Origin of the sequence: Streptomyces sp. NPDC056628 (assembly GCF_042792555.1) — a bacterium.
Lineage (GTDB): Bacteria > Actinomycetota > Actinomycetes > Streptomycetales > Streptomycetaceae > Streptomyces.
On record NZ_JBHTWG010000003.1, the window covers coordinates 271599 to 295651 of the forward strand.

18 protein-coding genes and 1 riboswitch are annotated in these 24053 nt (G+C 72.4%); of the genes, 11 read left to right on the forward strand and 7 right to left on the reverse strand.

All coding sequences use genetic code 11. The features are described from left to right. Window positions 1-82 precede the first annotated feature (82 nt). Window positions 83-835 (reverse strand): hypothetical protein, encoded by a 753-nt coding sequence (locus ACFRAC_RS06885; protein WP_382921848.1) that lies wholly within the window; start codon window positions 833-835, stop codon window positions 83-85. Window positions 836-977: 142 nt separating this feature from the next. Between ACFRAC_RS06885 and ggt the strand changes: the two genes are divergently transcribed. Further along, window positions 978-2780 carry a gamma-glutamyltransferase gene (gene ggt, locus ACFRAC_RS06890; RefSeq protein WP_382921851.1) on the forward strand — a complete coding sequence of 601 codons (1803 nt, stop codon included), beginning with the start codon at window positions 978-980 and terminating at the stop codon, window positions 2778-2780. Between the two features lie 15 nt (window positions 2781-2795). On the opposite strand, the gene ACFRAC_RS06895 is transcribed toward ggt, so the two are convergent. Continuing rightward, window positions 2796-5348: an ATP-dependent Clp protease ATP-binding subunit gene (locus tag ACFRAC_RS06895; protein WP_382921853.1), complete on the reverse strand. Its 2553-nt coding sequence runs from the start codon at window positions 5346-5348 to the stop codon at window positions 2796-2798. A 182-nt stretch (window positions 5349-5530) separates the two neighbouring features. Beyond that, window positions 5531-6298, reverse strand: a complete 768-nt coding sequence (gene map / locus ACFRAC_RS06900; protein ID WP_382921856.1) for a type I methionyl aminopeptidase — start codon at window positions 6296-6298, stop codon at window positions 5531-5533. Between the two features lie 61 nt (window positions 6299-6359). On the opposite strand from map, the gene ACFRAC_RS06905 reads away from it, so the two are divergent. The 9 genes from ACFRAC_RS06905 to ACFRAC_RS06945 all read left to right on the forward strand — a co-directional run bounded on the left by ACFRAC_RS06905 (window position 6360) and on the right by ACFRAC_RS06945 (window position 17201). Beyond that, complete coding sequence (locus ACFRAC_RS06905; protein ID WP_382921859.1) at window positions 6360-6626, forward strand: helix-turn-helix domain-containing protein; 267 nt, start codon at window positions 6360-6362, stop codon at window positions 6624-6626. 126 nt (window positions 6627-6752) lie between these two features. Next, window positions 6753-8126 (forward strand): hypothetical protein, encoded by a 1374-nt coding sequence (locus tag ACFRAC_RS06910; RefSeq protein WP_382921862.1) that lies wholly within the window; start codon window positions 6753-6755, stop codon window positions 8124-8126. A 194-nt stretch (window positions 8127-8320) separates the two neighbouring features. Beyond that, window positions 8321-9163: a nitrilase-related carbon-nitrogen hydrolase gene (locus tag ACFRAC_RS06915; RefSeq protein WP_382921865.1), complete on the forward strand. Its 843-nt coding sequence runs from the start codon at window positions 8321-8323 to the stop codon at window positions 9161-9163. Then, the gene (locus ACFRAC_RS06920) at window positions 9160-10443 is read left to right on the forward strand and encodes an aspartate aminotransferase family protein (RefSeq protein ID WP_382921869.1); all 1284 of its coding nucleotides are present in this window, start codon (window positions 9160-9162) and stop codon (window positions 10441-10443) included. The genes ACFRAC_RS06915 and ACFRAC_RS06920 overlap by 4 nt, the downstream gene beginning before the upstream one ends. Window positions 10444-10481: 38 nt before the next feature. Then, window positions 10482-12056 (forward strand): PucR family transcriptional regulator, encoded by a 1575-nt coding sequence (locus tag ACFRAC_RS06925; RefSeq protein ID WP_382921872.1) that lies wholly within the window; start codon window positions 10482-10484, stop codon window positions 12054-12056. A 156-nt stretch (window positions 12057-12212) separates the two neighbouring features. Then, a complete protein-coding gene (locus ACFRAC_RS06930; RefSeq protein ID WP_382921875.1) occupies window positions 12213-13055 on the forward strand; it encodes a nitrilase-related carbon-nitrogen hydrolase in 843 nt (280 codons plus the stop codon). Window positions 13056-13087: 32 nt separating this feature from the next. Then, window positions 13088-14491: a dihydropyrimidinase gene (gene hydA, locus ACFRAC_RS06935; protein ID WP_382921878.1), complete on the forward strand. Its 1404-nt coding sequence runs from the start codon at window positions 13088-13090 to the stop codon at window positions 14489-14491. An 11-nt stretch (window positions 14492-14502) separates the two neighbouring features. Continuing rightward, window positions 14503-15525, forward strand: a complete 1023-nt coding sequence (locus ACFRAC_RS06940; protein WP_382921881.1) for a TIGR03842 family LLM class F420-dependent oxidoreductase — start codon at window positions 14503-14505, stop codon at window positions 15523-15525. 128 nt (window positions 15526-15653) lie between these two features. Then, complete coding sequence (locus tag ACFRAC_RS06945; protein ID WP_382921884.1) at window positions 15654-17201, forward strand: NCS1 family nucleobase:cation symporter-1; 1548 nt, start codon at window positions 15654-15656, stop codon at window positions 17199-17201. A gap of 22 nt (window positions 17202-17223) precedes the next feature. On the opposite strand, the gene ACFRAC_RS06950 is transcribed toward ACFRAC_RS06945, so the two are convergent. From ACFRAC_RS06950 to ACFRAC_RS06965, 4 genes are all read right to left on the reverse strand, one after another. Further along, entirely contained in the window at window positions 17224-17892 is a 669-nt protein-coding gene (locus ACFRAC_RS06950) for a hypothetical protein (RefSeq protein WP_382921887.1), read from the reverse strand. Between the two features lie 287 nt (window positions 17893-18179). After that, window positions 18180-19181, reverse strand: coding sequence for a methylmalonyl Co-A mutase-associated GTPase MeaB (gene meaB / locus ACFRAC_RS06955; RefSeq protein ID WP_382921890.1), 1002 nt, complete (start codon window positions 19179-19181; stop codon window positions 18180-18182). Further along, window positions 19178-21352 (reverse strand): methylmalonyl-CoA mutase, encoded by a 2175-nt coding sequence (gene scpA / locus ACFRAC_RS06960; RefSeq protein ID WP_382921893.1) that lies wholly within the window; start codon window positions 21350-21352, stop codon window positions 19178-19180. The genes meaB and scpA overlap by 4 nt, the downstream gene beginning before the upstream one ends. Beyond that, the gene (locus tag ACFRAC_RS06965) at window positions 21352-23154 is read right to left on the reverse strand and encodes a methylmalonyl-CoA mutase family protein (protein ID WP_382921896.1); all 1803 of its coding nucleotides are present in this window, start codon (window positions 23152-23154) and stop codon (window positions 21352-21354) included. The genes scpA and ACFRAC_RS06965 overlap by 1 nt, the downstream gene beginning before the upstream one ends. 141 nt (window positions 23155-23295) lie before the next feature. Continuing rightward, window positions 23296-23473: riboswitch (cobalamin riboswitch) on the forward strand. Between the two features lie 57 nt (window positions 23474-23530). Here ACFRAC_RS06965 and ACFRAC_RS06970 point away from each other — a divergent pair. After that, on the forward strand, window positions 23531-23941 hold the full coding sequence (locus tag ACFRAC_RS06970) for a (2Fe-2S) ferredoxin domain-containing protein (protein ID WP_382921899.1): 411 nt from the start codon (window positions 23531-23533) through the stop codon (window positions 23939-23941). Window positions 23942-24053 lie beyond the last annotated feature (112 nt).

A 24053-nucleotide genomic window follows, 5' to 3' on the forward strand; every position in this document is an offset into this window, starting at 1 on the left:
CCGACGGTAACCGCAGTCGCTTACCGTGAGTAACCCGTCGGTAAGTTACGTGCCAGTAACGATTAGTGGAATGTGATGTACCTCAAGAGGCGCGGTGGCTACTGCGCGCGGGCGCGGGCAACGCCGTCTGCGCCGCCCGCGTGACGTCCGCGACTAGTTCCACCACGTCCGGCCCGTACGCCTGCGAGTTGACCACCTTCAGCAGCAGCACGAACGAGCCGGTGCCGTGCTTGCGGGACAGCCGCTCGAGGTTGCGGGCGAGATAGCGGGTGGCCGCCTGGTTGGTGATGGCGGTCTGGCCGCAGAACAGGAAGACGGGCCGCGGCCCCTGGCTCTGGCCGACGGTGAGCCGGGCGAGCAGCGCGTACTCCTCCTTGCCGACCTCCACCTGGTAGCGCTCGGAGCCGATGTGGAACGATCCCCGCTCCGGCCCGGGTTCGGAATCCGTGTTCACCTGCACACCCGGCAGCAGCGAGGCCAGATGCGCGGCCATACGGCGGTTGGACGCGGGCCCGCCCACGCAGAACTCGGTGCGCTCGCCGAAGCCCTGCCGTGCCGCGTCGTGCGGGATGATCTGCGCGTGGGCGTTGCAGTCCTTGATGAGGGCGGCGAGTTCGAGCAGGGCGAACACGTCGTAGCGCATCACCGTCAGCTCGGGCCCGCCCGCCCCGCGGTTGACCACAAGCAGTGATTCCGCGTTGTCGGGCAGCCCGAAGAACGCCTGCTTGCGGCGCAGCCTGCGCTTCCACAGGTAGGTGCGGGCCAGCCAGCCGAGCGCGGCGCTGAGACCGGCCGCGACCACGCCCAGGACGATGTTGCGCACGTCGTCATTCATGGGCGCGCATGCTAGCGGCCCGACGCCTCTGGTACGTACCGGTGTTCGAGACGTGGCGTTCGTGTGGCGGTCGACCGAGGGGGTCTGTCGGGACCCCCGGGATGCGGTTACGCTGCGCGGACGGTCCTGACTGGAGGTGCGGATGCGTCGCCCTGTCGCGCGGAAACTGTCGGTCCTTGCGGTCTCGGCCGCCGTGGTCTCGGTGGGGGCGGCGGCGCCGCCCGGCCCCGGGGCCGCACGGCCCGTGGAGAAGGTCCCGGTGGCCGCCGGCTACGGCGGAGCGGTGGCCAGCGTCGACGCGGACGCCACCGCCGCCGGCATCGAGATCCTGCGCGAGGGCGGCAACGCGGTCGACGCCGCCGTCGCCACCGCCGCCGCGCTCGGCGTCACCGAGCCCTACTCGGCCGGCGTCGGCGGAGGCGGCTACTTCGTCTACTACGACGCGAAGTCCCGTTCGGTGCGCACCCTCGACGGCCGGGAGACCGCACCGCTCAGCGCCGACTCCCGGCTGTTCGTGGAGAACGGCTCCGCGATCCCCTTCGCCGAAGCCGTCACCAGCGGGCTCAGCGTCGGCACCCCCGGCACGGCCGCCACCTGGCGCAAGGCCCTGGACGCCTGGGGCAGCAAACGCCTCGGCACGGTGCTGGAGCCGGCTGAGCGGCTGGCCCGCGACGGCTTCACCGTCGACGAGACCTTCCGCTCGCAGACCGCGGCCAACGAGACGCGGTTCCGCTACTTCCCGGACACCGCGAAGCTGTTCCTGCCGGGCGGCCGTCTGCCCGTCGTCGGCTCCACCTTCAAGAACCCCGATCTCGCCCGCACCTACGCCGAGCTGGCCCGCAAGGGCGTGGGCGAGCTGTACCGCGGCGACCTCGCGCGGGACATCGTACGGACGGTCGACAAGCCGCCCGTGGACCCCGGTTCCGGCTGGAACGCCCGGCCCGGCGACCTCACCGCCAAGGACCTCGCGACCTACCGCGTCCGGGCGCAGGCGCCGACCAGGACCACCTACCGCGGTCTCGGCGTCTACTCCATGGCGCCGTCCTCCTCCGGCGGCACGACCGTCGGGGAGGCCCTCAACATCCTGGAGAGGACCGACCTCTCGCGTGCGAGCGACGTCCGGTACCTGCACCGCTACATCGAGGCCAGCCGCATCGCCTTCGCGGACCGCGGCCGCTGGGTCGGCGACCCCGCCTTCGAGGACGTACCGACGAAGGAGCTGCTGTCGCAGCGGTACGCCGACACGCGGGCCTGCCTCATCAAGGACGACGCGGTGCTCACCAGCCCCGTCGCGCCCGGAGACCCCCGCCACCCGGCCGCCTGCGACGCGCGCGGCACGGCCGCCCCCACCACCTACGAGGGCGACAGCACCACCCACCTCACGGTGGCCGACAAGTGGGGCAACGTCGTGTCCTACACGCTCACCATCGAGCAGACCGGCGGCAGCGGCATCACGGTGCCCCGCCGCGGCTTCCTGCTCAACAACGAGCTGACCGACTTCTCCTTCACCCCGGCCGCCCCCGCCGTGCACGACCCGAATCTGCCGGGCCCGGGCAAGCGGCCGCGGTCGTCGATGTCCCCGACGATCGTCCTGGACCGGCACGGCAAGCCCGTCGTGGCGCTCGGCTCGCCCGGCGGCGCCACCATCATCACCACCGTGCTGCAGACGCTCACCGGCTTCCTCGACCGGGGGCTGCCGCTCGTCGACGCGATCGCCGCGCCCCGTGCCAGCCAGCGCAACGCGGCCACCACCGAACTCGAACCGGGCCTGTACGACAGCCCGTCGCGCTCGCGCCTGGAGGCCATCGGACACGGCTTCCGGCTCAACCCGGAGATCGGCGCGGCCACCGGTGTGCAGCGACTGCCGGACGGCCGGTGGCTGGCCGCCGCCGAGAAGGTCCGGCGCGGCGGCGGCTCCGCGATGGTGGTGCGCCCGGCGGGCTGACGCCGGGCGCGACGCTCACAACTCGGGGGCGGGCGGCAGCTCTTCCGTACGGAAGACCAGCCGCCCGTCCGCCACGTCGACGGTGACCCGGCCGCCCTCGCCGATCCGGCCGTCGAGCAGCAGCCGGGAGAGCTCGTTGTCGACCTCCCGCTGGATGGTGCGGCGCAGCGGGCGGGCGCCGTACTCGGGCTGGTAGCCGCGCTCGGACAGCCACTCCACGGCCGCGTCGGTGAACTCGACGGTGACGCCCTGGGCACGCAGCATCCGGCGGGTCTTGTCCAGCATCAGGTTGGTGATGCTCTTCAGCTGATCGGTGGTCAGCTGCCGGAAGACGACGATCTCGTCGATCCGGTTGAGGAACTCGGGCCGGAAATGCTGGCGCAGCGGGCGCAGGATGCGCTCGGTGCGGGCCTCCTCGTCGGCCTGCCCGTCGCCCGACCCGAAGCCGATCCCGGTGCCTCCCTTGCCGATCGCCTCCGAGCCGAGGTTGCTGGTCATCACGATGACCGCGTTGGTGAAGTCCACCGTGCGGCCCTGCGAGTCGGTGAGCCGGCCGTCGTCCAGCACCTGGAGCAGGACGTTGAAGACGTCCGGGTGGGCCTTCTCGATCTCGTCGAGCAGCAGCAGCGAGTACGGGTGCCGCCGCACCACCTCGGTGAGCTGACCGGCCTCCTCGTGCCCGACGTAGCCGGGCGGGGCGCCGATCAGCCGGCTGACGGTGTGCCGTTCCTGGTACTCGCTCATGTCGAGGCGGACCATGCGGTCCTCGCTGCCGAACAGCGCCTCGGCGAGCGCCCGGGCCAGCTCGGTCTTGCCGACGCCGGTCGGGCCGAGGAACAGGAAGCTGCCGATCGGCCGGTCCGGGCTCGCGAGACCGGCCCGCGAGCGCAGCACCGCGTCGGAGACCACACGTACCGCCTCGTCCTGGCCGACCACCCGCTTGTGCAGATGCTCCTCCAGGCCGAGCAGCCGGTCCTTCTCCTCCTCGGTGAGGGCGCTCACCGGGATGCCGGTCTGCCGGGAGACCACCTCGGCGATGTCCTCCGTGGTGACCATCAGGTCCATGCCCTCGTCGACCTCGACGTTACCGCCGGCGTCCTCGATGCGCTGCTTCAACTCGACGATGCGGTCCCGCAGCTGGGTCGCCTGCTCGTACTGCTCGTCCGCGACGGCCTGGTCCTTGTCGCGGGTCAGCTGCTCGACCTCGCGCTCCATGGTCCGCACGTCCGTGCCCTTGGTGCGGGAGCGCAGCCGCACCCGGGCGCCCGCCTGGTCGATCAGGTCGATGGCCTTGTCGGGCAGGCGGCGGTCGGTGAGATAGCGGTCGGACAGCTCCACGGCGGCGACGAGCGCCTCGTCGCTGTAGCGGACCTGGTGGTGGGCCTCGTAGCGGTCGCGCAGGCCGCGCAGGATCTCGATGGCGTCCGCGATGGACGGCTCGGGGACCAGGATCGGCTGGAAGCGGCGGGAGAGCGCGGCGTCCTTCTCGATCCTGCGGTACTCCTCCAGCGTCGTCGCGCCGACGACGTGCAGCTCGCCGCGGGCCAGCGCCGGCTTGAGGATGTTCCCGGCGTCCAGGGCGCCGCCCTCCCCGCCGCCACCGGCGCCGACGACGGTGTGCAACTCGTCGATGAACACGATGAGCCGGTCGGAGTTGGCCCGGATCTCGTCCACGATCGTGGTGAGCCGCTCCTCGAAGTCGCCCCGGTAGCGGGTGCCCGCGACGACGCTGGTCAGGTCCAGCGCGATGACCCGGCGGCCGCTGAGGATGTCCGGTACGTCCCCGTCGGTGATCCGCTGGGCCAGCCCCTCCACGATCGCGGTCTTGCCGACGCCGGCGTCGCCGATGAGCACCGGGTTGTTCTTGCCCCGCCGGGAGAGCACCTCCACGGTCTGCTCGATCTCCTCGTCGCGGCCGATCACCGGGTCGATACGGCCCTCCCGGGCGAGGTCGGTCAGATCGCGGCCGTACTTGTCGAGGGTGGGCGTGCCGGTCTCGACGCGTGGCCGCTGGTCGGTGCCGGGCCGGGGCTGCGCCGCCTCCGGGGCGTCGAGGGACCCGCCGGTGGGGGTGAAGCGGGCCGCGTTGAGGATGTGCCCGGCGGCCGAGTCGGGGTTCGCGGCGAGGGCGCCGAGCACGTGCTCCGGGCCGATGTATCCGGCGCCCCGCGTCCTGGCCAGGTCGTGCGCGTCGAGCAGCGCCCGCTTGGCGGCCGGGGTGAGGGAGAGCGACGTGGGCGGCGGGGACTCGCCCGGCGGGTGGACGGGTCCCGAACGCGCGTCGATCTCCGTGGCGAGGGAGTCGGGGTCCGCGCCCGCCCGGCTGAGCAGGCTCCGGGTCGGCTCGGACGCCAGGGCGGCCCGCAGGAGGTGCTGGGTGTCCAGGTCCCTGCTGCCGTGCTCGGCCGCGTACTGGGCGGCCCCCTTCACCAGCTCCCGGGCCGGCTGGCTGAGCAGCCGCCCGATGTCGACCTGGCGGGGGCCGGGGCGAGGTCCGCCGTAGAAGCGGGCGAGGAATTCTCCGAAGGGGTCGTAGTCGTCGTCCGGACCACTGAAGCCACTGGTCATGGGCGTTCCCATCCGGCGTCCCTGCGCGGGCAGGGTCGCCCTCGCTGATCGACTGCCGGAGTCGCGTAACCTCGACGAGCGCCGGTTACACCTGGCCGCGTTCGTAGAACACCTTCGCACGATCGATGGGATGAGGCACCTCCAGGCGGTGCGGTGGAGGCACCCCCGTGAAGGGACCGAGGTCAGCGTGCCGTGAGGATGCGCGGGCCGTCGGCGGTGATCGCGACGGTGTGCTCCACATGGGCGGCGCGGGACCCGTCGTTCGTCCGCAGGGTCCATCCGTCCGGGGCCGCGTGGTAGTCGTCGCGGCCGCTCGCGGTGACCATCGGTTCGATGGCCAGGACCAGGCCGTGCCGCAGCGGCATGCCCCGGCCCGGCCGGCCCTCGTTCGGCACGGACGGGTCCTCGTGCATCCGGCGGCCGATGCCGTGCCCGCCGAAGCCGTCCGGGACGCCGTACCCCGCGGACCGGCACACCGAGCCGATCGCGTGTGCGATGTCGCCGATGCGGTGGCCGACGACGGCCGCCTCGATGCCCGCCGCCAGGGCCCGCTCGGCCGTCTCGATCAGCCGGACGTCGGCGGGGCGCGGGGTGCCGACGACGAAGCTGATCGCCGAGTCGCCGGCCCAGCCGCCCAACTGGGCGCCGCAGTCGATGGAGACCAGGTCCCCGTCGCGCAGCCGGTAGCCGTCCGGGATGCCGTGCACGATCGCGTCGTTGACCGAGGCGCAGATGACGGCGGGGAAGGGCACGGGCGCGAAGGAGGGGCGGTACCCGAGGAAGGGCGACGTCGCGCCCGCCTCCCTGAGCACCCCGCGTGCCACCTCGTCCAGTTCCAGCAGGGACACGCCCACGTCGGCGGCCTCGCGCACGGCGGTGAGCGCCCGGCCCACCACCTGTCCCGTCACCCGCATCGCGTCGATCGCCGTGTCCGTCTTCAGTTCCACCATGCCAATTACTATACCGGTATTTTAATGGGGTGCCGACGGGGGCGGTATTAGAATGGGCGCCATGGTGCGCACCCCTCTCACCCCCGAACAGCGCGAACGCGGCGAGCGGCTCGGCCGGCTGCTCCGCGAGGCGCGCGGCGACCGCAGCATGCCGGCGGTCGCGGCGAGCGCCGGTGTCTCGGCCGAGACCCTGCGGAAGATCGAGACGGGACGCGCCCCCACCCCCGCCTTCTTCACGGTGGCCGCGCTGGCGGCGGCCCTCGGGCTGTCCATGGACGACCTGGTCGGCCGGTGCGCGCCCGAGGACGGCGCCGAGGCCGCGGCCTGACGTCCGTCACCTTCCGGCAGGACGAGCGCACTCTGAGTCCCGCCGGAAAACCCCCCGTAGCGCGTTCGTAACACGGTTGGTGTTGCCTGACGGACCGGAGTGTTCCGGTCTGGCGGGGGTTGGGCGATGTCGGTGGAACAACTCCCGGCCGAGGCACGGGAGTTCGCGAAATGTCTGGACGGCCTTCTGGCGCGCCTCGACCAGGGCGGCGGCTGGTGCGGGGTGTTCTGGGAACGGGACCCGGAAGGCATGCGGGCCTGCCTGGACGGACGCGAGGTGCCGCCCTGGGACGTCGTGGAGTCCCTGCTGGGCGACCTCGCCGCCCGGTACGGCGCGGACGACGCGGCCCCCTGGGCCGAGCAGGCCGGCGCGCTGCACGCCGCCGCCGTCGCCGCCCACGACGCCCGGCCCGGCGGACGCGACGCCCTCGGCGACCGTCTCGACGTCATGCTCCGCGAACAGCGGTACGCCGCCGAACGCCGCACGGCCCTCGAGCACGCCCTCACCTCCGCGACGACCCGCGCCGAGGCCGACGCGCTGCGCCTCGACCTCGCCTGGGCCCGCGACGACCACGCACGCGCGAGCGCCCGCTGCGAGGAACTGCGCCGCCGCATGGCGGCCCTCGACCACCGCGACCTGCCCCCGCGCGGGCACATCCCGGGAGCGGAGCCGGACGGGTCGGTCTTACGGCCCGAGGCCGGACGGCACCGCGACGAGCGCCCCGGGAGCGGGCGTTCCGCCGACCGCGCCCCGGCCGTGCCCGAACAGCGCAGGCGCCGTCGCGGCGGGGCCCGGTTCGCCGGGGCGGCCGAGGAGGACACCGGCCCCGTCGCCGTACCGCCGGCCGTCGGGGACCCGCTGCCCCTGCCGGCCGTCACCGGGCGCGGATCACCGCGCGGCGCCCGGTTCGCCGGCGTCGCCGAGGAGACGCCCGAGGCCGCGCCCCGGCCGCCCGCCGAGGAGTTGGGAGCGGCCGACCGTGAGGAGGTCCTCGCCACGGTCGAGGCGTTGGGGCGGCTGCGTGGCGCCGGACGGAGCGGCGAGGCCCACGCCCTGCTCGTGGAGATCTCGTACTGGCCCGCCGCCCGCTTCCCGCTGCTCGCCACCGAGATGCGGCACGCCGGGCTCGCCGCCGACTGGGCGACCCTGCTGTGGGAGGCCGCCTCCCTGCCCGCCGAGCGCCTGGTGGCCGCCGCCGACGCCCTGACGGCGGCCGGACACGCCGAGGACGGCGAGCGCATCCTGCGGGAGGGCGTGGTGCGGCCCGCGCCGGAGATAGGGCGGGCCGTGACGGGCCTGGCCGACGAGGGACGGCACCGGGAGGTGCGGGCGCTGCTCGACGCGTACGTCCGTGTCCGCACCCCGGAGGAGGCCGCCCGCAGCGTCGCCGCCGGCCCCGGGACGCTGGTGCCGCTCCTGCTGGACGCGGCCCGGGGCGTCTCCGACGAGCGGTACTGGGACCTGGTCCACGCCCTGCGGGTCGCGGGCTTCACCGCCTGACGGGCCGGCCGGAACCCCATCCGCCGGGTCCCTCCCACCGGCCCCTTCCGTCACCCTCAGGGGTGTGAAACGAGATGGAGTCAGCGGGTTAACGACGATGGTCTTGGCAAGGCTGTTCCAGGGGCTTACTTTCGAGCCTCTACGGCCCCCTCTACGGGCGTAGAGGCTCTGACGTCCCGTCGAAGGAGCAGCTCATGGCCAACGTCGTTCGTGCCGCTCTGGTCCAGGCCACCTGGACCGGTGACACCGAGTCCATGGTGGCGAAACACGAGGAGCACGCCCGGGAGGCGGCCCGGCAGGGCGCGAAGATCATCGGCTTCCAGGAGGTCTTCAACGCCCCGTACTTCTGCCAGGTCCAGGAGCCGGAGCACTACGCCTGGGCCGAGCCGGTCCCCGACGGGCCGACCGTGCGGCGGATGCGGGACCTCGCCCGCGAGACCGGCATGGTGATCGTCGTGCCCGTCTTCGAGGTCGAGCAGTCGGGCTTCTACTACAACACCGCGGCCGTGATCGACGCCGACGGCACCTTCCTCGGCAAGTACCGCAAGCACCACATCCCGCAGGTCAAGGGCTTCTGGGAGAAGTACTACTTCAAGCCGGGCAACCTCGGCTGGCCGGTCTTCGACACCGCCGTCGGCAAGGTCGGCGTCTACATCTGCTACGACCGGCACTTCCCGGAGGGCTGGCGCCAACTCGGCCTGAACGGCGCCCAGCTGGTCTACAACCCGTCCGCCACCCACCGGGGTCTGTCCTCCCACCTCTGGCGTCTGGAGCAGCCCGCGGCGGCCGTCGCCAACGAGTACTTCGTCGCCGCGATCAACCGCGTCGGCGTCGAGGAGTACGGCGACAACGACTTCTACGGGACGTCGTACTTCGTCGACCCGCGCGGACAGTTCGTCGGCGAGGTCGCCGACGACAAGGTCGAGGAACTCCTCGTCCGCGACCTCGACTTCGACGTCATCGAGGAGGTGCGGCAGCAGTGGGCGTTCTACCGCGACCGCCGCCCCGACGCCTACGAAGGGCTGGTGCAGCCGTGACCAAGGACCTGCTGGGACGCCACCACGCCGTCCTGCCCGACTGGCTCGCGCTCTACTACGAGGAGCCGCTGGAGATCACCCACGGCGAGGGCCGCCATGTCTGGGACGCCGAGGGCAACCGCTACCTCGACTTCTTCGGCGGCATCCTCACCACGATGACCGCGCACGCCCTGCCCGAGGTCACCAAGGCGATCAGCGAGCAGGCCGGGCGCATCCTGCACTCCTCCACCCTCTACCTCAACCGGCCGATGGTCGAACTCGCGGAGCGGGTCGCCGAGTTGAGCGGCATCCCGGACGCCCGCGTCTTCTTCACCACCTCGGGCACCGAAGCCAACGACACCGCGCTGCTGCTCGCGACCACCTACCGGCGCAGCAACACCGTCCTGGCGATGCGCAACAGCTACCACGGCCGCTCCTTCAGCGCCGTCGGCGTCACCGGCAATCGCGGCTGGTCACCCACCTCGCTCTCCCCGCTGCAGACGCTCTACGTGCACGGCGGCGTGCGCACCCGCGGCCCGTTCGCGCACCTCGACGACCAGGAGTTCATCGCCGCCTGCGTCGCCGACCTCAAGGACGTCCTCGGCCACACCCGCCCGCCGGCCGCGCTGATCGCCGAACCCGTCCAGGGCGTCGGCGGCTTCACCTCCGGCCCCGACGGCCTGTACGCCGCCTTCCGCGAGGTGCTCGCCGAGCGCGGCGTCCTGTGGATCGCGGACGAGGTGCAGACCGGCTGGGGCCGCACCGGCGACCACTTCTGGGGCTGGCAGGCGCACGCCCGCTCCGGCCCACCGGACATCCTGACCTTCGCCAAGGGCATCGGCAACGGCATGTCCATCGGCGGGGTCGTCGCCCGCGCCGACGTCATGAACTGCCTGGACGCCAACAGCATCTCCACCTTCGGCGGCACCCAGATCACCATGGCGGCCGGCCTCGCCAACCTGGCGTACCTCCTGGAGCACGACCTGCAGGGCAACGCCCGGCGGGTCGGCGGACTGCTGCGGGAGCGGCTGCGGGCCGTCGCCGCCCAGGTGCCCCATGTGCGGGAGGTCCGCGGGCGCGGCCTGATGCTGGGCATCGAGCTCACCCGGCCCGGGACCGAGGAGGCCGACCCGGCGGCCGCGTCCGCCGTGCTGGAGGAGGCCCGCGCCGGCGGTCTGCTCATCGGCAAGGGCGGCGGCCACGACACCAGCGCCCTGCGTATCGCCCCACCGCTGACCCTCACCGTGGCCGAGGCCGAGGAGGGCGCCGCGATCCTGGAGAGCGCCCTGCGGAGCCTGTAACGGGCACCGTCCGGACCCATGAGCGAGGGAACACCGCCATGACCACCACCCCGGAGCCCTGGGAACCCCTCCAGTCCGCACTGTCGGTCCGTCAGGTCCTCACCCTGGAAAGGGTGCTGGCCGGCGAGCCCGAGGTGGTGGCCGCGGCCGGCCAGCTCGACCGGCCGGTGCGCTGGGTGCACGTCGCCGAGGCCCCGGACGTCGGCGTGATGCTCAGCGGCGGCGAGATGGTGCTGACCACCGGGGTGCTGCTCGCGGGGGACAAGGAGAAGCAGGCCGAGTACGTCCGCTCGCTTCACCGGGCGGAGGCCGCCGCCCTCGTCCTGGGCCTCGGCCGCGCGTTCCCCGCCCCGCCCGACGTGATGCGCCGGGCCGCCGAGCGGTGCGGGCTGCCCATGGTCGTCCTGCACCGGCCCTTCCCGTTCGCGGAGCTGACCGAGGAGGTCCAGTCCCGGCTGGTGCGGCGCAAGTTCGCCGCCGTCAGCCTCTCGGAGTCGGTGCGGACCGCGCTGACCGCGCTCATCACCGGCGGCGCTCCGCTGCAGAGCCTGCTCGACGAGGTCGCCTCCCACAGCGCCTGCCCCGTCGTCGTCACCAACCTCGCCCACCGCGTCCTCGCCACCGCGGGGGAGCGGTCCGCCGTGGACGACGTGCTGCGCGACTGGGAGCGCATCGCCCGGCAGGCCGGGGGCAGCGAGGGCGGCGGCTGGATCCGCGCCGAACTCGGCGGACGCGGCGAGCGCTGGGGCCGGCTCGTGCTGTGCGGGTACCGCGGTGACACCGCCACCGGCCGGCTCCTCGCCGACCGCGCCGCCGAGGCGGTCGTCCTGCACCGGATGCTCGGCGGTACCTCCGCGCACAGCTGGGAGGAGCAGTCCGCCCAGCACCTGCTCACCGACCTGGTCAGCGGGGTCGTCCCGGCCCGTCAGCTCCTGCCGCGCGCCCGGGCGGCCGGACTGCCCGTCAACCGGCGGACGTTCGTGCCGCTCGTCGTGCGCGACGGCGAGGCCGCCCGGCTGGAGCGGGTGCTGCGCCTGCTGGGCCTGTCCGGGATCGTCGCCGAACTCGCGGACGGGGCCACCGCCGTGCTGCTCAGCCTCGCCCGGGACCAGGACGCCGGCGTGCTCGCCGCCAACTTTGCGGCCCGGGTGCGCTCGGAGGCGGGGGACGAGCGGACCGTCGTGGCCGCCGCCGACGCCCGGACCGTGTGGGACGAGGTGCCCACCGGACTGCGCGAGGCCCAGCACGTGGCGGACGCCGTCGCCGACTCCTCCGCGGCCCTCGACCTCCCCGCCGTCGTCCGGCTGCGGGACGTGCATCTGCGCGGTCTGGTCCGGCTGCTCCGGGACGACCCGCAGGTGCAGTCGTTCGCCGAGCGCGAGCTGGACGGGCTGCTCCGCGGACCCGACGAGGACCTCCTGGCAGTCCTGCGCACCTATCTCGCCACCGGCCGCAACAAGTCCCGCACCGCCCAGCTCCACCATGTCTCGCGGCCCGCGCTGTACCGCCGCCTGGAGGCGATACAGACCCGGCTCGGGGTCGACCTCGACGACTTCGAGCAGGCCGCCTCGGTGCACATCGCACTCCTCGCGCATGACGCGCAACACGGCTGAAACATCCAATGACCTGGGAGAACGGCGGTGAAACATGGGTCCACGACAGGGTGACACCGTGGCACGCGCCACGGCCGCAGACGTGACACGGTGCCACTCAAAGCCGATCACCGGGCTTCCTACGCTCGCAGCACACCGAGCGACCCGGAGGTCCCGATGAGCCCAGTGATCCGCGCCGCCCTCTTCCAGGCCGCCTGGACCGGCGACAAGGAGACGATGATCCAGGTGCACGAGCAGGCGGTCCGGGACGCGGCCGCCCAGGGCGCCCAAGTGCTCTGCTTCCAGGAGCTGTTCTACGGCCCGTACTTCTGCCAGGTGCAGGACAAGGCGTTCTACGAGTACGCCGAGCAGGTGCCCGAGGGCCCGATCGTCCGCCGCTTCCAGGACCTCGCCCGCGAGCTGGGCATCGTCCTGATCCTGCCCGTGTACGAGGAGGAGCAGCCCGGTGTCCTCTACAACACGGCCGCCGTGATCGACGCGGACGGCTCGTACCTGGGCAAGTACCGCAAGCACCACATCCCCCAGGTGCCGGGCTTCTGGGAGAAGTTCTACTTCCGGCCGGGCAACCTGGGCTGGCCGGTCTTCGACACGGCCGTCGGCAAGGTCGGCGTCTACATCTGCTACGACCGGCACTTCCCGGAGGGCTGGCGGGCACTCGGGCTGGCCGGCGCCGAGATCGTCTTCAACCCGTCGGCGACCTCGCGCGGACTGTCCCGCTACCTCTGGCAGCTGGAGCAGCCCGCGGCGGCTGTCGCCAACGAGTACTTCGTCGGCGCGATCAACCGGGTCGGCGTCGAGGACCTGGGCGACAACGACTTCTACGGCACCACGTACTTCGTGGACCCCGAGGCGCAGTTCGTGGGCGAGGTCGCCGGCGACAAGGAGACCGAACTCGTCGTGCGCGACCTGGACCTGGCGAAACTCCGCGAGGTCCGCGACCGCTGGCAGTTCTTCCGGGACCGCCGGCCCGACGCCTACGGACCGATCACCGCCCCGTAAGACCCAGTGCCGAGCACGGTAGGAGAGGGAGAATGAGCAGCCGTACCGTCATCCGCGGTGGTCTCGTCATCACCGCGTCCGACGAGATGCACGCCGACGTCCTGATCGAGGACGGCCGGATCGCCGCCCTCGCCGCGAGCGGCACCCCGGCCGCCGAGGCCTGGACCGCCGAGCGGACCATCGACGCCACCGGCAAGTACGTCATCCCGGGCGGCGTCGACGTCCACACCCACATGGAGCTGCCATTCGGCGGCACCTTCGCCTCCGACACCTTCGAGACCGGCACCCGGGCCGCGGCCTGGGGCGGCACCACCACGATCGTGGACTTCGCCGTGCAGAGCGTGGGCCACACCCTGCGCGAGGGCCTGGACGCCTGGCACGCCAAGGCGGAGGGCAACTGCGCGATCGACTACGGCTTCCACATGATCGTCTCCGATGTGAACGAGGAGACGCTCAAGGAGATGGATCTGCTGGTGGAGGAGGGCGTCACCTCCTTCAAGCAGTTCATGGCCTACCCGGGGGTCTTCTACTCCGACGACGGCCAGATCCTGCGCGCCATGCAGCGCTCCGCCGACAACGGCGGGCTGATCATGATGCACGCCGAGAACGGCATCGCCATCGACGTCCTCGTCGAACAGGCGCTGGCCCGCGGCGAGACCGACCCGCGCTACCACGGCGAGGTGCGCAGGGCGCTGCTGGAGGCCGAGGCCACCCATCGCGCCATCAAGCTCGCCCAGGTCGCGGGCGCGCCGCTGTACGTCGTGCACGTCTCGGCGGCGGAGGCGGTCGCGGAGCTCGCGAGGGCGCGCGACGACGGGCTGAACGTCTTCGGGGAGACCTGCCCGCAGTACCTGTTCCTGTCCACCGACAACCTGGCGGAGCCGGACTTCGAGGGGGCGAAGTACGTGTGCTCGACGCCGCTGCGGCCGAAGGAGCACCAGGCGCAGCTGTGGAAGGGGCTGCGGACCAACGACCTCCAGGTCGTCTCCACCGACCACTGCCCGTTCTGCTTCGTGGGCCAGAAGGAGCTGGGACGCGGGGACTTCTCGAAGATCCCCAACGGCCTCCCGGGCGTCGAGAACCGCATGGACCTGCTGCACCAGGCCGTGGTCGACGGGCACATCTCGCGCCGCCGCTGGATCGAGATCGCCTGCGCCACACCGGCCCGGATGTTCGGCATGTACCCGAAGAAGGGCACTCTCGCGCCGGGCGCGGACGCGGACGTCGTGATCTACGACCCGCACGCCGAGCAGGTCATGTCCGCCGAGACCCACCACATGAACGTCGACTACTCGGCGTACGAGGGCCGGCGGACCACCGGCCGGGTCGAGACGGTCCTCTCGCGCGGCGAGCCCGTCATCACCGAGCGGGAGTACACCGGCCGCGCCGGGCACGGTGTCTACACGCCCCGCTCCACCTGTCAGTACCTGAACTAGGAGCGGAGCACATGGACTTCGGACTCGTCCTGCAGACGGACCCGCCGGCCTCGCGGGTCGTCGACCTGATGCGCCGCGCCGAGGACAACGGGTTCACCTACGGCTGGACCTTCGACTCGGCCGTGCTGTGGCAGGAGCCGTTCGTCATCTACAGCCAGATCCTGGCCCGCACGCGGCACCTGAAGGTCGGCCCGATGGTCACCAACCCGGGCACCCGCACCTGGGAGGTGACCGCCTCGACCTTCGCCACGCTCAACGACATGTTCGGCAACCGCACGGTGTGCGGGATCGGCCGCGGCGACTCGGCGATGCGCGTGGCCGGGCGCAAGCCCAACACGCTGGCCCGGATCAGCGACGCCATGAAGGTCATCCGGGCGCTCGGCAGCGGGCGGGAGGCCGACCTCGGCGGCGGCACGGCCGTCCGGTTCCCCTGGATCAAGCCCGACGCCGAACTCCCGGTGTGGATGGCGGCGTACGGCCCGAAGGCGCTGAAGATGACCGGTGAGGAGGCCGACGGGTTCATCCTGCAACTGGCCGACCTCTATCTGACCGAGTACATGGTGAAGGCCGTGAAGGACGCGGCGGCCGCCGCGGGCCGCGACCCGGCCGAGGTGACGATCTGCGTCGCCGCCCCCGCCTACGTCACCGAGGACGACTCGCCCGAGGCGCTCGCCCACGCCCGTGAGCAGTGCCGCTGGTTCGGCGGGATGGTCGGCAACCACGTGGCCGACCTGGTCGCCAAGTACGGTGCGCACTCCTCGGCCGTACCCGAGGAGCTGACCGACTACATCAAGGCCCGGCAGGGGTACGACTACGCGCACCACGGCCGGGCCGACAACCCCGACACCGCCTTCGTCCCCGACGAGATCGTCGACCGGTTCTGCCTCGTCGGACCGGTGGAGAGGCACATCGAGAAGCTGAACGCGCTGCGTGAGCTCGGCGTCGACCAGTTCGCCGTCTACGACATGCACGACGCGCAGGAGGCCGTGATCGACGCGTACGGATCGTCGGTCATCCCCGCCGTGAACTCCTGACCCATGTAGGCGCGTTCGCCTGACGGCTGCACCCGACCCCCCACCCCTCGTCACCCTCCCCGCCGTCCCGGGGAGGGCCCTGGGGCCCGCACGGCCTCTCCCGTCCCACCCGATTGATTGGCCTGCCCATGACAGACACAGTCCCCACGGGGTCATCCATACCGCAGACCGCCCTCCCCGGCGGCCGCGTCGAACTCGCCCCCGAGGCGTTCCCCTCCGACAGCCCCTTCGCCAACGAGGACCTGCGCCCGGTCCCGGTCGCCGAGCGCAAGTGGACGACGTACAACTTCGCGGCGCTGTGGATCTCCATGGCGCACTGCATCCCCAGCTGGACCCTGGCCTCCGGCCTGGTCGCCCTCGGCATGGACTGGAAGCAGGCCGTCTTCACCATCGCGCTCGCCAACGTCATCGTGCTCCTGCCGATGCTGGCCACCGGGCACGCGGGACCCAAGTACGGCATCCCCTTCCCGGTGCTCGCGCGCGCCTCCTTCGGGCTGCGCGGCGCCAACATCCCGGCGATGATCCGGGCGGCCGTGGCCTGCGGCTGGTTCGGCATCCAGACCTGGATCGGCGGCAGCGGCATCTTCGCCCTCGGCTCCAAACTCACCGGCGGGCACTGGGAGAACGCGGGGAAGATCGCCGGCAACCCCTGGCCGCTGTGGCTGTGCTTCCTGCTGTTCTGGGCCGTGCAGATCGCCATCATCTACCGCGGCATGGACTTCCTGCGGCACTTCGAGAACTGGGCCGCGCCCTTCGTGATCGTCGGCGCGCTCGTGCTGCTCGTCTGGATCGCCGTCAAGGCGGACGGCTTCGGAGCCCTGCTCGACCAGCCCTCCAAGCTCGGCTGGGGCGCCGACTTCTGGCCGGTCTTCTTCCCCTCCCTGATGGGCATGATCGGCTTCTGGGCCACCCTGTCCCTGAACATCCCCGACTTCACCCGCTTCGGCTCCAGCCAGCGCGCCCAGACCTGGGGCCAGTCGCTGGGTCTGCCCACCACGATGACCCTGTTCGCCGTCCTCGCCGTCCTGGTCACCTCCGGCTCCGAGGCGGTCTACGGCGAGGCGATCTGGGACCCGGTCGCGCTGGCGGCGAAGACCGACAGCGCGTTCGGCCTGCTGTTCGCGCTGGTCGTCGTCCTGATCGCCACCGTCTCGGTGAACATCGCGGCCAACGTCGTCTCCCCGGCGTACGACCTGGCGAACCTGGCTCCCAAGCTCATCAACTTCCGTACGGGCGCGCTGATCACGGGTGTCGTCGGCGTCCTGATCTTCCCGTGGAAGCTGATCTCCACGCCCGAGTTCTACATCTTCACCTGGCTCGGCGTGGTCGGCGGTCTGCTCGGCACGGTCGCCGGCATCCTCATCGCCGACTACTGGATCGTGCGCCGCACGGTCCTGCACCTCGCGGACCTGTACACCCCCGGCGGACGCTACTGGTACTCCTCCGGCTGGAACTGGCGGGCCATCGCCGCCTTCCTGGTGGGCGGCGTCCTCGCGGTCGGCGGCTCGTACTCCGGGGTGGGCGCCGACGGCAGCCGGACCGGCCCCTTCCCGGCCGACGGTCTGATCCCGTTCCTCAAGCCGCTCGCCGACTACGGCTGGGCGGTGGGCCTGGCCACGTCGCTCGTGCTGTACGTGGTGCTGATGGGCGGCCGCAGGGAGCCCGCCAGGGCCTGACGGGCGCGGCGCCGGAGGACGGTCAGCCCTTGGGGCCGTCCTCCAGCGCGGCCACGGCCTCCTTGGCGGCCTTGATGGCGCCCGTGTTGATCTCGTCGGTGGCGGGTGCCTTCTTCGACTCGAAGTCGCTTCCGCTGTAGGTGACGGAGACCAGCGCGTTGGACGTCCGGACGATCACCACGCCCTCACGGGTCTGCTGCTTGTCCTCGGTGGTGAGGTTCACGACGGAGTAGCCGGAGTCCCCGACGCCCGGGACCGCGCCGCCGCCGCCGCGGTCCTCGATCCGCCCCTTGTAGGTCTCCGCCGCCGCATCCTCGGACTGCTGGATCTCGATGGACACGTCCAGCCACCGGTACTCGTACCCCTTGAGGGCGTTCCAGGAGCAGGTGCGGCGCAGCGTCTTGTCGGTCGACGGTATCTCCTTGCCGGCCGTCTTCGCCCCCGGCACCAGCGCCTTGACCGACTTGGCGGAGAGGGTGCCGCACGGCGAGGGGGCGGCGGTGTACGTCTTGGCCGCGGCGGCCGTCGCGGGCGCGTCCGGCGCCTTTTCCTCGGTCCGCTGCGCGGCCGTACGGTCCTCGGGGGCCGGCGTCGCGTCGGGTCCGGACGAGAGCGCCCAGCCCGCCGTGGCGAGCACGACGACGGGTGACAGGCGCGCGGTGAGGGCGAGCGGCAAGGGAAGTGAACGCACGGCGCACTTTTCGTGGGGGACGGTGCGGAGGGGGTCCGCACAGCGGACGGGACGCCAGTGTCACACGACTCTCCGTGAGGCGGAAGGGTCAACTCGCTCCGTACCGACGCCGTCACGGAACAGGCCCGAACGCCGGGTGTCCTGGGCGAGTTACGGAGCCTCCAGGGTGGTTCGGGCGGAAAGTGGGCTTTGGACACGGTCCACGGCGATGAAAGCCCCGTAGGCGATCAGGTGCACCGGGCGAGTTGGGCGCGGTCGCGGGCGCCCAGCCTGGTCACGGCCCTCGCCTACGAGTCGGGGCTCGTCGCGCCGCGCTCGCCCTCGAACGCCGCGAGGATCCGCTCGGCGGCCAGCGTCGCCGTCAACTCGCCGTCCCTGACCCGCTGTTCCAGCACCGGCGCCAGGGAGCGGACCGCCGGGTCCGCGTGGAGGCGGCCCAGCAGTTCGTCACGGACCATGGTCCACGTCCAGTCGACCTGCTGGTCGCGCCGCTTGGCGGCGAGCCGGCCCGTGGAGTCCAGCAGCGCCCGATGCTGCTCCAGACGGTCCCAGACGGCGTCCAGACCGATCGACTCACGCCCGCTGCAGTGCAGCACGGGCGGCGTCCAGACGGCGTCCTTGCCGTGCATCAGGCGCAGGGCGCCCGCCAGTTCCCGCGCGGCCGCCCTGGCGTCCCGCTCGTGCGGGCCGTCCGCCTTGTTCACGGCGAGGACGTCGGCCAGCTCCAGCACGCCCTTCTTGATGCCCTGCAACTGGTCGCCGGTGCGGGCCAGCGTCAGCAGCAGGAAGGAGTCGACCATGTTCGCCACGGCCGTCTCCGACTGGCCCACGCCGACCGTCTCCACCAGCACCACGTCGTAGCCCGCTGCCTCCATCACCACGATGGACTCCCGCGTGGCCTTGGCGACCCCGCCGAGCGTCCCGGCCGTGGGGGAGGGGCGGATGAAGGCCGCCGGGTCGACCGCCAGCCGCTCCATCCGCGTCTTGTCGCCCAGGATCGACCCGCCCGTCCGGCTGGACGAGGGGTCGACCGCCAGCACCGCCACCCGGTGCCCGAGACCCGTCAGCATCGTGCCGAACGCGTCGATGAACGTGGACTTGCCGACGCCCGGCACCCCGCTGACCCCGATCCGCCGCGCCCGCCCGCTGTGCGGCAGCAGTTCGGTCAGCAACCGCTGGGCCAGCGCCCGGTGCTGCGGCCGGGTCGACTCGACGAGGGTGATGGCGCGCGCGACGATCGCCCGCTTCCCGTCGAGCACGCCCTTCACGTACGCGTCGACGTCGATCACAGCTCGTGCCCGAGTCCGTCCGCCAGCCGCCGCACCAGGTCGTACGCCGCGTCCGGGATGACCGTGCCGGGCGGGAAGACCGCCGCCGCGCCCATCTCGAGCAGCGTCGCGACGTCCTGCGGCGGGATGACCCCGCCGACCACGATCATGATGTCCTCGCGGCCCTCCTCGGCCAGCGCCTCCTTGAGCGCCGGTACGAGGGTGAGGTGCCCGGCCGCCAGCGACGACACCCCGACGATGTGCACGTCCGCCTCGACGGCCTGCCGGGCGACCTCGGCGGGCGTCTGGAACAGCGGGCCGACGTCGACGTCGAAACCGAGGTCGGCGAACGCGGTCGCGATCACCTTCTGGCCGCGGTCATGGCCGTCCTGGCCCATCTTGGCGACCAGGATGCGCGGGCGGCGGCCCTCGGCCTCCTCGAAGTCCGACACGAGGGCGCGGGTGCGGTCCACGGCGGGCGACTCCCCGGCTTCGTTGCGGTACACGCCGGTGATGGTACGGATCTGGCTCGCGTGCCGCCCGTACACCTTCTCCAGGGCGTCGGAGATCTCGCCGACGGTGGCCTTCGCGCGGGCCGCGTCCACGGCCAGCTCCAGCAGGTTCCCCTCGCCGCCGGCCGCCCGCGTCAGCGCGTCCAGCGCGTCCCGGCAGGCCGTCTCGTCCCGCTCCTCGCGCAGCCGCCGCAGCTTGGCGATCTGCTGGGCGCGCACCGAGGAGTTGTCGACCTTGAGCACGTCGATCTGCTCGTCGCTGTCGACGCGGTACTTGTTGACGCCGATGACCGGCTGGCGCCCGGAGTCGATGCGCGCCTGGGTGCGGGCCGCCGCCTCCTCGATGCGCAGCTTCGGGATACCGGCGTCGATCGCCTTGGCCATGCCGCCGGCCGCCTCGACCTCCTCGATGTGCTGCCAGGCGCGGCGGGCGAGGTCGTACGTCAGCTTCTCCACGTAGGCGCTGCCGCCCCACGGGTCGATGACCCGGGTGGTGCCCGACTCCTGCTGGAGCAGCAGCTGGGTGTTGCGGGCGATGCGCGCCGAGAAGTCGGTCGGCAGGGCCAGCGCCTCGTCGAGCGCGTTGGTGTGCAGCGACTGCGTGTGCCCCTGCGTCGCCGCCATCGCCTCGACACAGGTGCGTGTGACGTTGTTGAACACGTCCTGTGCGGTCAGCGACCAGCCCGACGTCTGCGAATGGGTGCGCAGCGACAGCGACTTGGAGTTCTTCGGGTCGAACTGCTTCACCAGTTTCGCCCACAGCAGGCGCGCCGCGCGCAGCTTGGCGACCTCCATGAAGAAGTTCATGCCGATCGCCCAGAAGAACGACAGCCGGGGCGCGAACGCGTCGACGTCCAGGCCCGCTTCACGTCCGGCCCGGATGTACTCGACGCCGTCCGCGAGCGTGTACGCCAGCTCCAGGTCGGCCGTCGCCCCGGCCTCCTGGATGTGGTAGCCGGAGATGGAGATCGAGTTGTAGCGGGGCATCCGCTGCGAGGTGTACGCGAAGATGTCGGAGATGATCCGCATCGACGGCTTCGGCGGATAGATGTAGGTGTTGCGGACCATGAACTCCTTCAGAATGTCGTTCTGAATGGTCCCGGCCAGCTTCTCGGGCGGTACGCCCTGTTCCTCCGCCGCCACGATGTACAGCGCGAGCACGGGCAGCACCGCGCCGTTCATCGTCATCGACACGGTCATCTTGTCCAGCGGGATGCCGTCGAACAGCTGCCGCATGTCGTAGATCGAGTCGATCGCCACACCGGCCATGCCGACGTCACCGGTCACGCGCGGGTGGTCGCTGTCGTACCCGCGGTGCGTGGGCAGGTCGAAGGCCACCGACAGGCCCTTCTGACCGGCCGCCAGATTGCGCCGGTAGAACGCGTTGGACTCCTCGGCGGTGGAGAAGCCCGCGTACTGGCGGATCGTCCAGGGCTGGTTGACGTACATCGTCGGGTACGGCCCGCGCAGATACGGCGCCACACCCGGGTACGTGTCCAGGAAGTCCAGGCCCTCCAGGTCACGCCCGGTGTACAGCGGCTTGACCGCGATGCCCTCGGGCGTCTCCCACAGCGGCTCGTCCCCGCCGGTGGCCTGCTTGACGGCCGTACGCCACTCGTCGGAGCCGCCCGCCGCGTCCGGGGTCCCCAGTTCGATCCCGGTGAAGTCGGGGATTCCCATCAGGACACTCCCATGCGGTCGAGGGTGGCGGACAGGACGGCGACGGCGTCACAGCCCGCGAAGACATGGCCGTCGACGCCGGGGTGGTCCCCGGGCCGCCCGGCGAGGAACACATGCGCGGCGCCGGCCGCCTTCAGCCGTCCGGCGACCTCGGCCGCCTGCTCCTCGTACACGGCGTCGCTGGAGCACAGGCACGCCTCGGTGGCGCCGCTCTCCTCGAAGGTGCCCTCGGTGACGGGCTCGATGCCGCCGGCCTGGAACAGGTTCGAGGCGAAGGTCAGGCGCGTGGTGTGGGCCGCGGCCGGGCCGAGCGCGGCCAGGTAGATCCGCGGCCGGGCGCCGGTCGCGGCCAGATGCGCGTCGGACCGGGCGCGCAGCGCCTCGTACGCCTCGTCGCGGCGCACGCGCGGCAGGCCCCCGGACGGCGGCTCGGGCGCGGGCTCGCGCACCACGGGCTGCTCGGCGAGATACGGGAACTCGCTGACACCGGTGACCGGTTCGCGGCGCTTCGCCAGCTTGCCGGTGCGGGCCTCCCAGGTGGCGGCCAGGTCGTCCCGCAGCCGGCCCGAGCGCAGCGCGGCGGCCTGGCCGCCCGCCTGTTCGATCTGCTGGAAGAACTCCCAGCCCGCGTGGGCGAGTTCGTCCGTCAGCCGCTCCACGTACCAGGAGCCGCCCGCCGGGTCGATGACCCGGGCCAGGTGGGACTCCTCGATGAGGATGGTCGAGGTGTTGCGCGCGATGCGCCGCGCGAACGCGTCGGGCAGGCCCAGCGCGTGGTCGAAGGGCAGCACCGTCACCGAGTCGGCGCCGCCGACGCCGGCCGCGAGCGTGGCGACCGTCGTGCGCAGCATGTTCACCCACGGGTCGCGGCGCGTCATCATCACCGGCGAGGTGACGGCGTGCTGCACCTGGGCGCTGGGTGCCCCGGACACCTCGGTCACCCGCGCCCACAGGCGGCGCGCCGCCCGCAGCTTGGCGATGGTCAGGAACTGGTCGGCGGTGGCCGCGTAGCGGAACTCCAGCTGGGCGGCGGCCTGTTCGACCGTCAGGCCGGCCTCGGTGAGCTCGCGCAGATACGCCACACCGGTCGCCAGCGCGGAACCGAGCTCCTGCGCGGCCGAGCCGCCGGCCTCGTGGTACGGCAGGGCGTCCACGGTCAGCGCCCGCAGCCCCGGGTACTCCTCGGCGCACCGCCGGGCCAGCACGGCGGCCGGCGCGAACGGGAGGGACCTGCCGGTGCGGGCCTCGTGGCCGAGCGGGTCGGCGCCGAGGTTGCCGCGCGCCGCGTCCTTGGCGACGCCGCGCTCCGCGTACAGGTCCAGCAGGGCGTGCGCGGCGGCCTCCGTCGCGGCGCCCGCGTCCAGGACGACCGGGGCGAGGTCGAGGTAGACGCCGTCGAGGGCCCGGCCGAGGGAGGACACCGGGATGCCGGCGTCGCCGAGGACCAGCCAGAGCGAGGTGACGCCGTTCTCCAGGTCCGCCAGCACCACGCCGTCCGTGGCCGTGGTGTGCCGCTGCCGTACGTCCCAGCCGCCGGCCGTGCTGCCCTCGGGGCGCCCGCCCCGGACGAACGGGGCGAAGCCGGGCAGGCCGGGGTCGGGCGCGGCGTCGCGCGCGGTGTACAGGGGGCGGGAGCGCATCCCGTCCTCGAGTGGGGTGGACAGGGCGTCCTCGGCAGCCGTCCCCGACACGTCCTTGCCCGCCTTGCGCAGCACACCCTCCACCAGGTGTTGCCACTGCTCATGGGTTGCGTCAGGGAACTCGGCGGCCAGCGAGAGCCCGTCGTCAGGCAGGACCGTCATGCTCGGATGCTAGGTCAGATCGTCAAAGGAGCAGCAGGGGGCACGGCTGTGACCTTGCCCTCTTCCAGATTGTGACCTGCGTCTCCGCGCTCCTCCGGGGCCTGCGCGGGCACGGCGAAGGAGCGGCTCACGGCCCCGGCTTGATAGCCTCGCGGAGCTGGTCGAGCCCTTTGCGGGGCCAGGGAATCCGGTGCGAATCCGGAACTGACGCGCAGCGGTGAGGGGGACGGGCGGGGCAGGCACGCCACTGGGAGACCGGGAAGGCGCCCCGCCGGGACGAACCCGAGTCCGAAGACCTGCCGGCACCTCCGCGCCCCCGGGCGGGGAAGTCCTCCGCAGGCCGGCTCCGCGTACGAGCCCCGACCCGAAGGCAGTCATGCCCGTACTCCCGCCCCCGCCGTCGTCCGAGCCGCCGCTCCCGGACCGGCGCCCCCCGTCCACGCCCTGCCGGGTCGTGCTCTGCCGCGACTGCTGCTGCGGCAGCCCGAAGGTGACCGGTGTCGACCATGCCCGCCAGGCGGCCCGGCTGAGGGAGAGCGTGCCCGTGCGCGTCTCGGACTGCCTCGACGTCTGCGACCACGCCAACGTGGTCGTCGTCCAGCCCTCCGCCGCGGCGCGGGCGGCGGGCGCCCGCCCGGTCTGGCTCGGCCTCGTCAACGATCCGGACGCCACCGAGGACGTCATCGCCTGGGTCCGGGCAGGCGGCCCCGGCGTCGCCCCCTGCCCCGAGATCCTCGGCCTCCACACCTTCCCCCCGCCCCCGTCCCGCGCCCCCCGGAACGACTGACCGTCAGCAAGGTCGTCGTCACCTCCACCGCCGGGCGCGTGCCGCCGGCCGTGCTGCCCCTCCCGCACACACGGGCCCCCAGGAGGGTCGGTGATCGGGACCCGTACAGCCG

What these genes read in the sequence shown, in the direction of transcription:
- ACFRAC_RS06970 (WP_382921899.1), top strand. Translation starts at nt 23,531, where the DNA reads ATGCCCGTACTCCCGCCCCCGCCGTCGTCCGAGCCGCCGCTCCCGGAC.
- ACFRAC_RS06885 (WP_382921848.1), bottom strand. Translation starts at nt 835, where the DNA reads ATGAATGACGACGTGCGCAACATCGTCCTGGGCGTGGTCGCGGCCGGT.
- scpA (WP_382921893.1), bottom strand. Translation starts at nt 21,352, where the DNA reads ATGGGAATCCCCGACTTCACCGGGATCGAACTGGGGACCCCGGACGCG.
- ACFRAC_RS06940 (WP_382921881.1), top strand. Translation starts at nt 14,503, where the DNA reads ATGGACTTCGGACTCGTCCTGCAGACGGACCCGCCGGCCTCGCGGGTC.
- ACFRAC_RS06910 (WP_382921862.1), top strand. Translation starts at nt 6,753, where the DNA reads ATGTCGGTGGAACAACTCCCGGCCGAGGCACGGGAGTTCGCGAAATGT.
- ACFRAC_RS06930 (WP_382921875.1), top strand. Translation starts at nt 12,213, where the DNA reads ATGAGCCCAGTGATCCGCGCCGCCCTCTTCCAGGCCGCCTGGACCGGC.
- hydA (WP_382921878.1), top strand. Translation starts at nt 13,088, where the DNA reads ATGAGCAGCCGTACCGTCATCCGCGGTGGTCTCGTCATCACCGCGTCC.
- ACFRAC_RS06895 (WP_382921853.1), bottom strand. Translation starts at nt 5,348, where the DNA reads ATGACCAGTGGCTTCAGTGGTCCGGACGACGACTACGACCCCTTCGGA.
- ggt (WP_382921851.1), top strand. Translation starts at nt 978, where the DNA reads ATGCGTCGCCCTGTCGCGCGGAAACTGTCGGTCCTTGCGGTCTCGGCC.
- ACFRAC_RS06915 (WP_382921865.1), top strand. Translation starts at nt 8,321, where the DNA reads ATGGCCAACGTCGTTCGTGCCGCTCTGGTCCAGGCCACCTGGACCGGT.
- ACFRAC_RS06965 (WP_382921896.1), bottom strand. Translation starts at nt 23,154, where the DNA reads ATGACGGTCCTGCCTGACGACGGGCTCTCGCTGGCCGCCGAGTTCCCT.
- ACFRAC_RS06945 (WP_382921884.1), top strand. Translation starts at nt 15,654, where the DNA reads ATGACAGACACAGTCCCCACGGGGTCATCCATACCGCAGACCGCCCTC.
- ACFRAC_RS06925 (WP_382921872.1), top strand. Translation starts at nt 10,482, where the DNA reads ATGACCACCACCCCGGAGCCCTGGGAACCCCTCCAGTCCGCACTGTCG.
- ACFRAC_RS06905 (WP_382921859.1), top strand. Translation starts at nt 6,360, where the DNA reads ATGGTGCGCACCCCTCTCACCCCCGAACAGCGCGAACGCGGCGAGCGG.
- map (WP_382921856.1), bottom strand. Translation starts at nt 6,298, where the DNA reads ATGGTGGAACTGAAGACGGACACGGCGATCGACGCGATGCGGGTGACG.